This window comes from Roseovarius azorensis, from assembly GCF_900109455.1.
Lineage (GTDB): Bacteria > Pseudomonadota > Alphaproteobacteria > Rhodobacterales > Rhodobacteraceae > Roseovarius > Roseovarius azorensis.
Map to the genome: position 1 here is coordinate 1 of NZ_FOAG01000003.1, position 13,027 is coordinate 13,027.

Here is a 13,027-nt window from a genome sequence, read left to right on the forward strand (position 1 = left end):
GTGGTCGACCTTGGAAACTACACCGAGACCGGCAACATCCTTGGTCGCACCCAGCCCGCAATTTCCCTTCAGATCAGGCGGCTGGAGGATTTGGTTGGCGCGAAACTGCTGCACCACAAGGGCAAGATCCTCGAAATGACGCCGCAAGGCCACGCGCTGATTGGCTATGCCCGCGAGATCCTGAGGCTCAACGACCGCGCGGTCGCCAACTTTCAGCAAGCCCAGTTCATGGGCACACTTCGGGTGGGATTACCCACCGATTACGCAATCGCATATTTTCAACGCATCATAGCGGACTTTGCCAAGGTGAATCCCGATGTCACCCTCGACGTGCGCTGCGACTGGAGCCGCAGCATCCTCAACAACCTGCATGTGGACGAACTGGACCTCGCCATCGCAATCACCGACATGATGCCCGCGCCTTATGTCTCGCTCTATTGGTCAGAGCGCCCCTTCTGGGTCTGCGGGCGCGACTATCAATACAGCCTCGACAAACCAGTGCAGATCATCGCCCACCCCAAGGGTTGCTTCTATCGCAAAAGGATGATCGACGCACTCGACACCGAGGGACGCGAATGGCGTATCTGCTTCGAGAGCCCTGGCATCACAGCCCTTCAGAATGCGGTGCTCGACGGGATGGGCGTGACGGCCCTGACCAAGAAAACGCTGATGCCCGGAATGCGCGTGCTTTCCCCCAGAGAGGGCTTTCCACCACTGGCCAATCTGCATGTTGGCCTGTTTTACAAGCACGTGAAGGTGTCCGATGCCGCGCTGAAGCTGATCGAACAAATCGCCGAAGGCGTCAGCGCCTTTCGCAAGCCGACCTTCGCGCGCAGCTAGAACATGGCGAGTCAGCGGTAATTCATTTCATTTACTTATTCATAAATCAAACCTATTAATTTTGTTTTTCCATACTTTGCTGCTAGCGGATCTGCATCCAAGACAGCAAGGAGGAACCCCAATGCTTGATGACATGCTGCACGTATTCGAGTGGCACAATGGCGAAAAGGACTTTTCGCCCTTTTCCGACACCGAAATGGCCCGCCGCCAGAACGAGTTGCGCGCCTGGATGGCCGAGAACAACGTCGATGCGGCGCTGTTCACCTCTTATCACTGTATCAACTACTATTCCGGCTGGCTTTACTGCTACTTTGGCCGCAAATACGGAATGGTCATCGACCAGAAGAACGCCACGACGATTTCGGCGGGAATCGATGGTGGCCAACCCTGGCGTCGCAGCTTTGGCAGCAACATCACCTATACCGACTGGCGGCGTGACAATTTCTATCGCGCCGTACAGCAACTGACCAAAGGCGCACGGCGCGTGGCGATAGAGTTCGACCATGTTTCGCTCGACTACCGTCAGCAGATTCAGGATGCCTTGCCGGATGTCGAACTGGTTGACGTGAGCCAGCCGTCGATGTGGATGCGCACCATAAAATCTGACGAAGAAATCAAGCTGATCAAGGAAGGCGCGAGGATCTGCGACGTGGGTGGCTATGCGGTCGCCGGTGCGGTCAAGGCGGGCGTTCCCGAGCACGAAGTCGCCATCGCCGGCACCAACGCGATGATCCGCGAGATCGCCAAATCCTTTCCTTTCGTGGAACTGATGGACACCTGGACCTGGTTTCAGTCCGGTATCAACACCGATGGCGCACATAACCCGGTGACCAACCGCATCGTGCAGTCAGGCGACATCCTCAGCCTCAATACCTTTCCGATGATCTTCGGCTATTACACGGCACTCGAACGGACGCTGTTTTGCGACAGCGTGGACGCGGCCAGCCTCGACATCTGGCAAAAGAACGTTGCGGTGCATGAGCGGGGGCTGGAACTGATGAAACCCGGCGCGCGCTGCATGGATATCGCCATCGAGCTCAACGAGATGTATCGGGAATGGGATCTGCTCAAGTATCGCTCGTTCGGGTATGGCCACAGCTTCGGCGTGCTCAGCCACTACTATGGCCGCGAGGCCGGGGTCGAGCTGCGCGAGGACATCGAGACGGAACTGAAACCCGGCATGGTCGTCTCGATGGAACCGATGGTCATGATCCCCGAGGGACAGCCCGGCGCCGGTGGCTACCGCGAGCACGATATCCTCGTGATCGGCGAAAATGGGGCCGAGAACATCACCGGCTTCCCCTACGGACCCGAGCATAACATCGTCGGCAAGGGCTGACTCAGGCCGTGCGAACGGGCCTGGAAATCCTGATTGCGGCGGCCAGCCTCGTCATGACGCTGGCCGCCCTGAACCTCGCCAGTCACGATGATCCTTCCGGTTCAGGCGATGTGTACCTCTCAGCCGTTCTTTTCGGCGCAAAGGCCGGACCATGAACAAGAACCGCGTTCTTTGGCAAGGAACTTCATCATGACTGACCGGGGTGCTCATCGGATGCGATGAGCGCCTCTTGCGGCAATGCCAACGGCACCGACACCGCCCTACCCCGTCGGCATGACAAGACGCGACCCGCACCGCCGCTCTCGCCGGAGGCGGCGTATTTCCTGGACGTCGCCCAACCTCTTGCCCGTTCACCCGAAAATCGCGTCGCCCTGTTCGTCGATCACCTGCCGCGCCTTGCGGATCGATAATGCCTGCGCCTCATCGAGACTGCGCAGCGTGTCGGCGCGCAGCAGGTGATGCACCTTCACCTCGCCGCCGATTTCCTTTTCGATCCGGGCACCCACGCGATACCCGTCCTTTTCCGACCGGGGCGCGGCAAAGATGCGGAACTCCTTGTAGGTTTCGCTGACCTCGGCCCGTGCCTCGGGCTTGGCTCCCCCTCCGAACAATCGCGACAGGATCGACATGCGGCCCCCTTTTCCAACGAAGCTATCGTTTGACAGCATCAATAATGATAGCGGCATTGCACGATTTCCAACGCCTCTTGCGCGGCACGATAGATCAAACGATGCGCGCGCTCCATTCGCCGCGACCAGAAACCGGCCAGATCGCCGCGCAACGGCTCGGGTTTTCCCGTTCCTTCAAAAGGGTGGCGCAGGCATTCCTCGAGCAGCCGATTGATCTTGCGCAACATGGCCTTGTCAGTCTGCTGCCAGTAGAGGTATTGCGCCCATGCCTGCGCGCGAAACGCGAGCCTCACTCCCGCTCCATCGCGCGCAGATAATCCATCGAGACCTCGACCATGCGCGATGGGTCGCTCTCCGAGATTGCAGCCATCAACGCCGCCCGGTTGGCCGGCGTGGCGAGCAGATAGGCGGTCTCGTCCATCGCCTGATAATCCTCGAGCGAGATCATCACCACCGGCTTGCCCTTGGCGCGGGTGACGATGACCGGCTCGTGATCGTCATTCACCCGGTCCATCATGGCCGAGAGGTTCTTGCGCAGATCGGTGGAGGTGGTGTGTTTCATAGAGCGGATGTACGTGATCGCGTACGGAATTTCAAGGTGGCACAGTAAGGTAGGGTGGGTGCCAGCCCACCATGCCCATCACCGATTATTGTCAAAGGTGAGTTGGCACCCACCCTACTGATCCAGAAAACTCCGCAGCTTCCTGCTTCGCGACGGATGCTTCAGCTTCCTGAGCGCCTTGGCCTCGATCTGCCGGATCCTCTCCCGCGTCACCGAGAACTGTTGCCCCACCTCCTCGAGCGTGTGATCGGTGTTCATCCCGATCCCGAAGCGCATCCGCAGCACCCGCTCTTCGCGCGGCGTCAGCGACGACAAGACCCGCGTGGTCGTCTCCTTCAGATTGTCCTGAATCGCTGAATCCAGCGGCAGGATGACGTTCTTGTCCTCGATGAAATCGCCAAGCTGACTGTCTTCCTCGTCGCCAATCGGGGTTTCCAGCGAAATCGGCTCCTTGGCGATCTTCATCACCTTGCGGACCTTCTCCAGCGGCATCTGCAACTTTTCGGCCAGTTCCTCGGGCGTCGGCTCGCGGCCGATCTCGTGCAGCATCTGACGCCCCGTGCGCACCAGCTTGTTGATCGTCTCGATCATGTGCACCGGAATGCGGATCGTGCGCGCCTGATCGGCAATTGACCGCGTGATCGCCTGCCGGATCCACCATGTCGCGTAGGTGCTGAACTTGTAGCCGCGGCGATACTCGAACTTGTCCACCGCCTTCATCAGGCCGATATTGCCTTCCTGAATGAGATCAAGGAATTGCAGGCCGCGGTTGGTGTATTTCTTGGCAATGGAAATCACCAGCCGCAGGTTGGCCTCGACCATTTCCTTCTTGGCTTGCCGGGCCTCTTTCTCGCCCTTCTGCACCTGGTTGACGATGCGCCGGAACTCGGAAATGTCGAGCCCCACATACTGCCCCACCTGCGCCATGTCGGCGCGCAGCTCGGTGACCTTCTCGGGGCTGCGTTCCATGAACATCTGCCAGCCGCGCCCGGATTTCTGCGCCATATCCTCCAGCCAGTTGGGATCAAGCTCGCGCCCCCGATATTCCTCGATGAATTCGTTGCGGTTGATCCGCGCCTGATCGGCCAGTTTGACCATGGCGCTGTCGATCTGCATGATCCGGCGGTTGATGCCGTAAAGCTGGTCAATCAGCGCCTCGATCCGGTTGTTGTGCAGATGCAGCTCGTTGACCAGTTCGACAATCTCCGAACGCAGGGTCTGATAGGTCTCTTCCTGCGCGTTCGAGAAAGAACCATCCTCGTTCAGCGTCGCCGAGATCCGGCTGTCCTGCATCTCGGAGAGCCGGACATAATCCTCCGCGATCCGGTCGAGCGTCTCGAGAACACGCGGCTTGAGCGCCGCTTCCATCGCGGCAAGGCTCATGTTCGCATGGTCGTCATCCTCGTCCTCGTCGTCGCCCATGATGGGATTGCCGTCGGCATCCAGATCCGGCTCATCATCGCCTCGACCGCCCGAGGGCGCGCCCGGAACATTGGCCGCCTCGACCACCGGCTCGACCCCGTCCTCGCCCAGCTGATTGCCGAATGTCGCCTCAAGGTCGATCACATCGCGCAGCAGGATGTCCTCGCCCAGCAATTCGTCGCGCCAGATGGTGATGGCCTGAAAGGTCAGCGGGCTCTCGCAGAGGCCCGCGATCATCGTGTTGCGCCCGGCCTCGATCCGCTTGGCGATGGCAATCTCGCCCTCGCGGCTGAGCAGTTCGACGCTGCCCATCTCGCGCAGATACATGCGCACCGGATCGTCGGTCCGGTCGAGCTTTTCATCCTTGCCCGATCCCAGCGTGATCTCGCCGCGCTTGCCCACCTCGGCCAGCGCGGTGGTGCGGCCCTGTTCTTCTTCCGCTTCCTCGCCCTCGATGATGTTGATGCCCATTTCCGAGAGCATCGACATCACGTCCTCGATCTGTTCCGACGATACCTGGTCGGGCGGCAACACCTCGTTGAGCTGGTCATAGGTGATAAAGCCCTTCTCGCGCGCCTCGGCGATCATCCGTTTGACCGCCGTCTGGCTCATGTCGAGAGAAACCTCGTTATCGGATTCGTCGGTCGTCTGATCTTCGGTATCCTTGGCGGCCATGAAAGACTCCTGATCTGTGGACGGGCAGGCGATTCGCGGTGTCCGAATCAATAGCGCGATCTGGTGATTCGAACACCCGTCTACCCTGAATTTCCTGTCTCTTCCTCCCCAAAATCTGTCAGCGTTTCGGTTTGGAAAAGGTTATCGTGCCGAGCAGCGCCTCGAACCGCTGTTTCTCCTGACGTCTGATCCGGGCACCATTCTCGCCCAGATCGTATTCCGCCCTGTCCTCCTGCTGGCTGCGAACCGCCCTGTTGCGGGCTTCTGCCGCCTGCCCCAGACGCCACGTCACGGCCTCATCCGCGAGGCCGGCCATATCGGCGCTCGCTTCCGACAGTTCCGCGCGCAGCCCGCGCTGCGCCGACAGTTTGTTGAGTTCCTCCTCAAGCGTCCTCTCCGCCAGATCGGCGTCACCGGGGTGACGCACCGGCGGGGTGATCGCGACATGGGGCAGCGCCAGCAGCTTTTCAAGAGGCTCCTCGCCCATCGCCTCGACGATCCGCGCGCGCAAGGTCTCGACGCCCGCAGGGGCATGGCGCAGGATCAGGTCGCGCAACCGGGCATGAACCGGATCGCAGCATTCCAGCCGCTCGATCCCGACCTCGAACTGGTCCAATACCGCGGGACAGGAAATCAGCGCCGCGAGGATCACCGCCTCGCGCAGATGCGTCTCGCTGTCCTGCCCCGACGCCACCAGCATCGAGGACTTGGTGCTTGCCCTTGCGGTTTCGGACGGGGGCCACTTGCCGCCCCTGGCGCGGGGCGTGTGGCTGCGGCGCGGATTGAACAGCTGCCAGCGCAGATCCTTGATCGCCTGCCCGTAATGGCCGCGAATGGACGGATCGCGAATCAGCTTGATCCTGTCGCGCAGCACCTTGTCCAGCGCCGCGCGGCGCTCGGGGCTGTCGAAATTGCGCCCCGCCGTCTCGCGCTGCCAGAGCACCTGCACCATCGGCAGCGCCCGCTCGATCAGCGCCTGCACCGCCCCCGGCCCGTCGCTGCGCAAGAGATCATCGGGATCCTTGCCCTCGGGCATCAGCGCGAACCGCAGGCTCTTGCCCGCCTCCAGCAGCGGCAGCGCCAGATCGACAACCCGATAGGCGGCGCGCAGCCCCGCCGTATCGCCATCCAGCGCGATCACCGGCTCCGGGCTGATCCGCCACAGCATCTCGACCTGATGTTCCGTCACCGCTGTGCCCAGCGGCGCCACCGCCGCCTCGAATCCGGCCGCCACCAGCGCGATCACATCCATATAACCCTCGGCCACGATCAGCGGCCTGCCCTTGCCCGCCGCCTCGCGCGCGGGGCCGTGGTTATAGAGCGTGCGGGACTTGTCGAAAAGCTCGGTTTCCGGCGAATTCAGATACTTGGCCGGATCATCAGGATCCATCGCCCGCCCGCCAAAGGCGATGCAGCGCCCGCGCGCATCGCGGATCGGGAACATGATCCGGTTGCGGAACGTGTCATAGGGCTTGCCACCCTTGCTGCTTTCCTTGGCCAGCCCGCAGGCGACGATCATCTCGGGCGCGACACCCTTGGCCGTCAGGTGATCCCACAACCCCTGCCAGCCATCGGGCGCAAAACCCAGATCGAACCGCGCCTGCGTCGCCTCGTCAAGACCGCGCCCGCGCAGATAGTCGCGCGCCGTCGCCCCCGCGCCCGCGCGCAGTTGCAGGCCGAAATACTTGACCGCCTGCTCCATCACCTCGGTCATCTGCGTGCGTCGATCCGCCTTGGCCTGCGCCTGCGGATCGCGTTCGGGCATGGTCATGCCGGCCTCGGCAGCCAGCAGGCGCACCGCCTCGATGAAATCGACATTCTCGGTCTCGCGAACAAAGGAAATAGCATCGCCCTTGGCGTGGCAGCCAAAGCAATAGTAAAACCCCTTGCGGTCATCCACATGAAAAGACGCGGTTTTTTCCTGGTGAAACGGGCAAGGTGCCCACATGTCACCCTTGGCCTGATTGGACTTGCGCATGTCCCAGATGACCTTGCGCCCGACCACTTGAGACAGCGACAGGCGGCTTTGCAGCTCTTCGAGAAATCCGGGTGGCAGGCTCATACCCTCTATATTGGCCAGAGCCGCGCCAAAGTCCAGTGCGCGCTACTGCGCCTCGCAGGCGGCAATATAGGCCTCGGCCACCTCCGCGCCCAACTGTTCCGCGGGCAGGGTATAGACCCAGTCCACCAGCGGTTGCACCGCCGGTTCATAGGCTTTCTTGTCCTCTGGCAGCGCGTCGCTGATCGCCCGGATCGCCGCGACCGAATCCTGCCCCTCGATCCGCGCCTCGACCGCGGCCTGCACGATCCTGCCCGAGGGCGCGCAGATCGGATTCTGCGCCATTACGCTCATCGGCAGAACAATCAGGGCGACGGTCAGAAACATCGGGCGCATGGCAATCCTCTCGGAAACAGGGTCTGCCGGAAACCTAAGGCGATTCCACGCTGCTGTCAGCGCCCATCACGGAAAAATCCCCCGCGCCGCGACCCGGCGCATTGCGGTCTCCACCTCATGCACCAGCGTCGCCGTCATCGACCGAAAGACCATGACCTGCCAGGCATCCCCGCCCATCCGCGTGACCGAGGCCGCCATATGCGCCAGTTCGCTGCGCGCGGTGTGTCCCTGCTCGAACACACGCTCACGCAGATCAAGCGGCGTCAGCCGCGCCAGCACCTCGCGCGCGCCCGCTCCTTCCAGCCGCAGCACCGCCCAGCCGTCGGACTGATCGGTGAGTGCTGCATGCGCGGCCAGCGCCGGATCGGGATCGGGACCGACCAGCAGCGCCATCCGCTGCCCGAACCAGATCGCCCGCGCACCCTCGCGCCCGGTCATCCGGCCCGGCGCGGGCCATGCCATCCCATGCGCCGATTTCAGCGCGGCGGACAGCGCCCGCTCCTGCCCCCTGTAGGGTGCAACCGACGTCATCCGACCCGGCGCCACCTCGCTCAGGCTCAACCCCGCAACCCTCACCGGCACAAGCCCCGCACAGGGCGTCTCCGCTCGCAATTCAGCCACGCAACCGCCCTCCCTCGGGATCAAACTGCACGATGTCCTGCACCTCGCAGATCGTCTCGGATCCGCGCAGATGATCAACCGCGCGCACCCGCTCGCCGATCCGTGCGCGACCGTGTTTCAGAAACCCCATGCCGATCACATGGCCCAGCGTCGGCGAATAGCAGGCGCTGGTGACATAACCCTGATCGTTGTCGCTCACCGCCTCTGCCGCCTCGTCGAACAGATGCGCGCCCGCCAGCAATTCCCTGACCGCGCCCACCGGCCTCAGCCCCACCAGTTGCTCGCGTGCGTCATCGACCAGACCGGACCGCGCCGCCGCCGCCTTGCCGATACAATCCTTGCCCGCGCTCACCATCCGCGCCATGCCGATGTCGAACGCCGTCACCCGGCCATGAATCTCGGCATGGGTGATGAACCCCTTTTCGATGCGCAGCACGTTTAGCGCCTCCATCCCGTAAGCGCCGCCTCCCACCGCCTCGGCCTCTTCGACCAGTTCCGCGAACAACGCCGCGCCATACCGCGCCGGTACCGCGATCTCATAGGCATGCTCGCCCGAGAACGAGATGCGAAACAGCCGCCCCGCCACCCCGCCGATGCTGACCGCGCCACAGCTCATGTAGGGAAATGCCTCATCCCCGACCGGCGCATCCAACACCCCGTTCAGCAGATCGCGCGATTTCGGCCCAGCCACGGCAAACTGCGCCCATTGCTCGGTGACAGACACCATGCGCAGATCCCAATCAGGCCGCAGGCACTGATGCACGAACTCCAGATGCCGCATCACCTGCCCCGCCGCCGCCGTCGTGGTGGTCATCAGGTAATGCTGCTCTCCCAGGCGCGCGCAGGTGCCGTCATCCATCACATGCCCGTCCTCGCGCAGCATCAGCCCATAGCGCACACGCCCCGGCTTCAGCGTCGAGAACGTGTTGGTATAGACGAAATCGAGGAACCGCGCCGCATCCGGCCCCTGAATGTCGATCTTGCCCAGCGTCGAGACATCGCAGATCCCGGCCGCCTCGCGCACCATAGCAACCTCGCGGTCGCAGGATTGCCGCCAGTGATCTTCACCCTTGCGCGGGAAATAGCCCGGCCGGTGCCACAACCCCGCCTCGATCGTCGGCGCGCCCCGGCGCAGCGTCTCGGCATGCGACGTGGTCAGCCGCTCGGGCGCAAAGCCCTTGCCCCTGCCCCCCGCCCCCAGCGCGGCAATCGGCACCGACACATAGGGCGGGCGAAAAGTGGTCGTTCCGGTCTCGGCGATCCCCTGCCCGGTCGCCTCGGCCAGCACCGCCAGCGCCGAGACATTGGAATTCTTGCCCTGATCCGGCGCCATGCCCTGTGTCGTGTAACGCTTCATATGCTCGACCGAACGGAAATTCTCGGCGGCCGCCAGTTCCACGTCCTTGACCGTCACATCGTTCTGGAAATCCAGCCAGGCGCGCCCGCGCCCCGGCACCTGCCAGAGCGGAAAGATGTCATAGGGCTGATCCCCCGCCATCGGCGCGGCGATGTCCGGGGCCTCCAACCCCAGGTCGCGCAGCGCGCGCAGCCCCTCGGCCAGACCGCTCTCAAGGCAGCCGCGCGTGGAAAAGACCCCCGCCGCCGCACCCGCCACGCGCAGCCCCGGCACCGCCCCATCGGGGGGCAGAAACGCCTGCCGCTCCGCATCCCAGACAGGCCGCGCCCCCATGTGACAGACCAGATGCACGCTCGGGTTCCAGCCGCCCGAGACCGCCAGACAATCGGCGGCGATGCGCTCTTCGCCTTTCGCCGTGGCGATCGTCACCGCCTCCAGGCCGCGCCGCCCCGAGGTGCCGCAGACCTGCGCGCCCGGATAGAATGGCACATCCAGATCCGAACGCGCGTAAGAACGCGCATCGACCAGCGCCGCCACATGCACCCCCGCCTCCTGCAGATCGGCTACGGTGCGATGCGCACTGTCATTGTTGCCGAAAACCACGATGCTGCGCCCCGGCGCCACACCCCAGCGATTGACATAGGCCCGCACCGCCCCCGCCATCATCACACCGGGCCGGTCGTTGTCGGCAAAGGTCACCGGCCGCTCCAACGCCCCCGCCGCCAGCACCGCGCACCGCGCCACGATACGCCAGAAACACCCCCCTGGCGCGCCGGGCCGGTCCGCGACGCCGGGCGCCATCCGCTCAAACGCGCCATAGGTGCCCTGGTCATAGACCCCGGTCACCGCACAACGCGTCATCACCCGCACATTGGGCATCGCCGCCAGTTCCGCCGCAACCTCCGCCGCCCACTCCGCTCCGGGCAGGCCGTCTACCTCGTCGGTCTCCGCCAGCAGACGCCCGCCAAGCCGCGTGTCCTCCTCGGCCAGGATCACATCCGCCCCCGCCTCCGCCGCCGCCCGCGCCGCCATAAGCCCGGCAGGCCCGCCGCCGATGACCAGCAGATCGCAATGCGCAAAGGCGCGCTCATGGCGATCCTCCGCCGGCTCGCCCGACAGCGCGCCCAGCCCCGCGGCGCGGCGGATGAGCGGCTCGTAGACCCGCTCCCAAAAGGCGCGCGGCCACATGAAGGTCTTGTAATAGAAACCCGCACCCAGAAACGGTGCAAACAGATCGTTGACCGCCAGCAGGTCCAGGCCCAGCGTCGGCCAGCGGTTCTGGCTGCGCGCCCACAGCCCCTCGCTCACCTCTACCACCGTGGCGCGCAGATTGGGCTCCTGCGCCGGTCCCAGACCGACCGTCACCAGCGCGTTGGGTTCCTCGCTACCCGCCGTCATCACGCCGCGCGGGCGGTGATACTTGAACGACCGCGCCACCATCCGCACCCCGTTGGCCATCAGCGCCGAGGCCAGCGTATCCCCCTCGAACCCCTGATAGCGGTGCCCGTCGAAATAGAAATTCACCGCCCGGTCGCGGTCGATCAGCCCCCTGCCCTCGATCCTCATGCCCCCGCCTCCGCCGCCAGCGCGACACCAAGCACCTCATGCGTGATCGTATTGCGCGTCACCACCAGCCACGCGCCACAGCCCTGCTCATGCTGCCACAGATCGCGGGTCACGCCCGCCGGGTTCTCGCGGTTGTGCAGGTAATCGTCCCAGGCGGCATCCCACGCCTCACCCTCGGGCCGCGCCAGTGCCGCGCCCTGATAATAGAACTCGCGGCGATCCCGTTCGCCACAGATCGGACAGCTCAGTCGCATCGAACCCGCTCTTTCATCATTCTGAAAATACTCAAAATTCCACCCCTCGGCCCTCAATGCAGGTTGTGCTGCGCGCCGGTGCCTTCCTCGTCCATCAGCCCCCGGCCCGTCCTGAACCGGTCCAGCCGGAATCGCGCGGCGGCAGGGTGCGGGCGGTCGGTAGCGACGAGATGCGCCATCGCATCCCCCGACCCCGGCACCGCCTTGAACCCGCCATAACACCAGCCGCAATTGAGATAGAGCCCGTCTATCCCGGCATGGTCGATAATGGGCGAGCCATCGGGCGACATGTCCATGATCCCGCCCCAACTGCGCAGCACGCGGGCATTGCCGATCATCGGCATCAGCGCCATGCCCGCCTCCATCACATGCTCGACCAGCGGCAGATTGCCCCGCGCGGCATAGGAGGCATACATGTCCAGATCGCCGCCAAACACCAGCCCCCCCTTGTCCGACTGGCTGATATAGAAATGCCCCATGCCGAAACTGATGACGTGATGGACAACCGGCTTCAGCCCTTCGGTGACAAAGGCCTGCAACACATGGCTCTCAATGGGCAGACGCATCCCCGCCATCGCCGCAACTTGGCTTGAACGCCCTGCGACGACAATCGCCACCTTCTTTGCCCGGATCGCGCCGCGCGTGGTCTGCACGCCGCGCACGCGGCCCTGTTCCACGTCGATCCCCGTCACCGCGCAGTTCTGGATCAGGTCCACGCCCCGCTCGCTCGCCGCCCGCGCATAGCCCCAGGCCACCGCATCATGCCGCGCCGTGCCCGCCCGGCGCTGCAACAACCCGCCATGGACCGGAAACCGCGCATTGTCGAAATCGAGGTAGGGCACCATCCGGCGCAGCGCCGCGCGATCCAGCAGTTCCGCATCGTCGCCCCGGTTGCGCATCGCATTGCCGCGCCGGGCGGCGGCATCGCGCTGCCCGTCGGAATGAAACAGCACGATCTGCCCGCGTTGGCTATGCATCACGTTGTAATTCAGATCCACCTCCAGCCCTTCCCAGAGCTTGAGCGAGTGGCTGTAGAACTCCGAATTGCCGGGCAGGAAATAATTGGCGCGCACGATGGTGGTGTTGCGCCCCACATTGCCGCCGCCCAGATATCCCTTTTCCAGCACAGCGACATTGGTAATCCCGTGCCGCTTTGCCAGGTAATAGGCGGTCGCCAGGCCATGCCCGCCGCCGCCGATGATCACCACGTCATATTCAGGCTTCGGCGCCGCATCGCGCCAATGCGCCCGCCAGCCCTTGTTGCCGGTCAGCCCCTCTTTCAGAACGCGCAGGCCCGAAAACCGCATCAGTGTCCCCCTGTCATGGCTTGGTGCGACTGAACCAAGTCATGACAGGGATAGCAATGG

Annotated in this window: 12 protein-coding genes; 2 read left to right on the forward strand and 10 right to left on the reverse strand. The window is 63.8% G+C overall.

All coding sequences use genetic code 11. The features are described from left to right. Positions 1–840: LysR substrate-binding domain-containing protein (locus tag BSG08_RS05495; RefSeq protein ID WP_139274538.1), on the forward strand; the 840-nt coding region annotated here is incomplete at its 5' end. Positions 841–961: 121 nt separating this feature from the next. Continuing rightward, positions 962–2,179 (forward strand): M24 family metallopeptidase, encoded by a 1,218-nt coding sequence (locus BSG08_RS05500; protein ID WP_093033365.1) that lies wholly within the window; start codon positions 962–964, stop codon positions 2,177–2,179. Between the two features lie 350 nt (positions 2,180–2,529). On the opposite strand, the gene BSG08_RS05505 is transcribed toward BSG08_RS05500, so the two are convergent. The 10 genes from BSG08_RS05505 to BSG08_RS05550 all read right to left on the reverse strand — a co-directional run bounded on the left by BSG08_RS05505 (position 2,530) and on the right by BSG08_RS05550 (position 12,967). After that, on the reverse strand, positions 2,530–2,808 hold the full coding sequence (locus BSG08_RS05505) for an HlyU family transcriptional regulator (RefSeq protein ID WP_093033368.1): 279 nt from the start codon (positions 2,806–2,808) through the stop codon (positions 2,530–2,532). 38 nt (positions 2,809–2,846) lie between these two features. After that, entirely contained in the window at positions 2,847–3,101 is a 255-nt protein-coding gene (locus BSG08_RS05510) for a Txe/YoeB family addiction module toxin (protein ID WP_093033371.1), read from the reverse strand. Further along, on the reverse strand, positions 3,098–3,370 hold the full coding sequence (locus BSG08_RS05515) for a type II toxin-antitoxin system Phd/YefM family antitoxin (protein ID WP_093033374.1): 273 nt from the start codon (positions 3,368–3,370) through the stop codon (positions 3,098–3,100). Before BSG08_RS05515 ends, BSG08_RS05510 begins: the two co-directional genes overlap by 4 nt. Before the next feature lie 114 nt (positions 3,371–3,484). Continuing rightward, positions 3,485–5,467: an RNA polymerase sigma factor RpoD gene (rpoD, locus tag BSG08_RS05520; protein WP_093033377.1), complete on the reverse strand. Its 1,983-nt coding sequence runs from the start codon at positions 5,465–5,467 to the stop codon at positions 3,485–3,487. A gap of 118 nt (positions 5,468–5,585) precedes the next feature. Further along, the gene (dnaG, locus tag BSG08_RS05525; RefSeq protein WP_093033380.1) at positions 5,586–7,529 is read right to left on the reverse strand and encodes a DNA primase; all 1,944 of its coding nucleotides are present in this window, start codon (positions 7,527–7,529) and stop codon (positions 5,586–5,588) included. Between the two features lie 42 nt (positions 7,530–7,571). Continuing rightward, entirely contained in the window at positions 7,572–7,862 is a 291-nt protein-coding gene (locus BSG08_RS05530) for a DNA primase (RefSeq protein WP_093033383.1), read from the reverse strand. A 66-nt stretch (positions 7,863–7,928) separates the two neighbouring features. Continuing rightward, positions 7,929–8,483: a sarcosine oxidase subunit gamma gene (locus tag BSG08_RS05535; protein WP_093033386.1), complete on the reverse strand. Its 555-nt coding sequence runs from the start codon at positions 8,481–8,483 to the stop codon at positions 7,929–7,931. Beyond that, entirely contained in the window at positions 8,476–11,406 is a 2,931-nt protein-coding gene (locus tag BSG08_RS05540) for a sarcosine oxidase subunit alpha family protein (RefSeq protein ID WP_093033389.1), read from the reverse strand. The genes BSG08_RS05535 and BSG08_RS05540 overlap by 8 nt, the downstream gene beginning before the upstream one ends. Continuing rightward, positions 11,403–11,660: a sarcosine oxidase subunit delta gene (locus BSG08_RS05545; protein WP_093033392.1), complete on the reverse strand. Its 258-nt coding sequence runs from the start codon at positions 11,658–11,660 to the stop codon at positions 11,403–11,405. The genes BSG08_RS05540 and BSG08_RS05545 overlap by 4 nt, the downstream gene beginning before the upstream one ends. A 53-nt stretch (positions 11,661–11,713) precedes the next feature. Continuing rightward, positions 11,714–12,967: a sarcosine oxidase subunit beta family protein gene (locus BSG08_RS05550; protein ID WP_093033395.1), complete on the reverse strand. Its 1,254-nt coding sequence runs from the start codon at positions 12,965–12,967 to the stop codon at positions 11,714–11,716. Between the last annotated feature and the right edge of the window lie 60 nt (positions 12,968–13,027).

What these genes read in the sequence shown, in the direction of transcription:
- BSG08_RS05500 (WP_093033365.1), top strand. Translation starts at nt 962, where the DNA reads ATGCTTGATGACATGCTGCACGTATTCGAGTGGCACAATGGCGAAAAG.
- BSG08_RS05505 (WP_093033368.1), bottom strand. Translation starts at nt 2,808, where the DNA reads ATGTCGATCCTGTCGCGATTGTTCGGAGGGGGAGCCAAGCCCGAGGCA.
- BSG08_RS05515 (WP_093033374.1), bottom strand. Translation starts at nt 3,370, where the DNA reads ATGAAACACACCACCTCCACCGATCTGCGCAAGAACCTCTCGGCCATG.
- rpoD (WP_093033377.1), bottom strand. Translation starts at nt 5,467, where the DNA reads ATGGCCGCCAAGGATACCGAAGATCAGACGACCGACGAATCCGATAAC.
- dnaG (WP_093033380.1), bottom strand. Translation starts at nt 7,529, where the DNA reads ATGAGCCTGCCACCCGGATTTCTCGAAGAGCTGCAAAGCCGCCTGTCG.
- BSG08_RS05530 (WP_093033383.1), bottom strand. Translation starts at nt 7,862, where the DNA reads ATGCGCCCGATGTTTCTGACCGTCGCCCTGATTGTTCTGCCGATGAGC.
- BSG08_RS05540 (WP_093033389.1), bottom strand. Translation starts at nt 11,406, where the DNA reads ATGAGGATCGAGGGCAGGGGGCTGATCGACCGCGACCGGGCGGTGAAT.
- BSG08_RS05545 (WP_093033392.1), bottom strand. Translation starts at nt 11,660, where the DNA reads ATGCGACTGAGCTGTCCGATCTGTGGCGAACGGGATCGCCGCGAGTTC.
- BSG08_RS05550 (WP_093033395.1), bottom strand. Translation starts at nt 12,967, where the DNA reads ATGCGGTTTTCGGGCCTGCGCGTTCTGAAAGAGGGGCTGACCGGCAAC.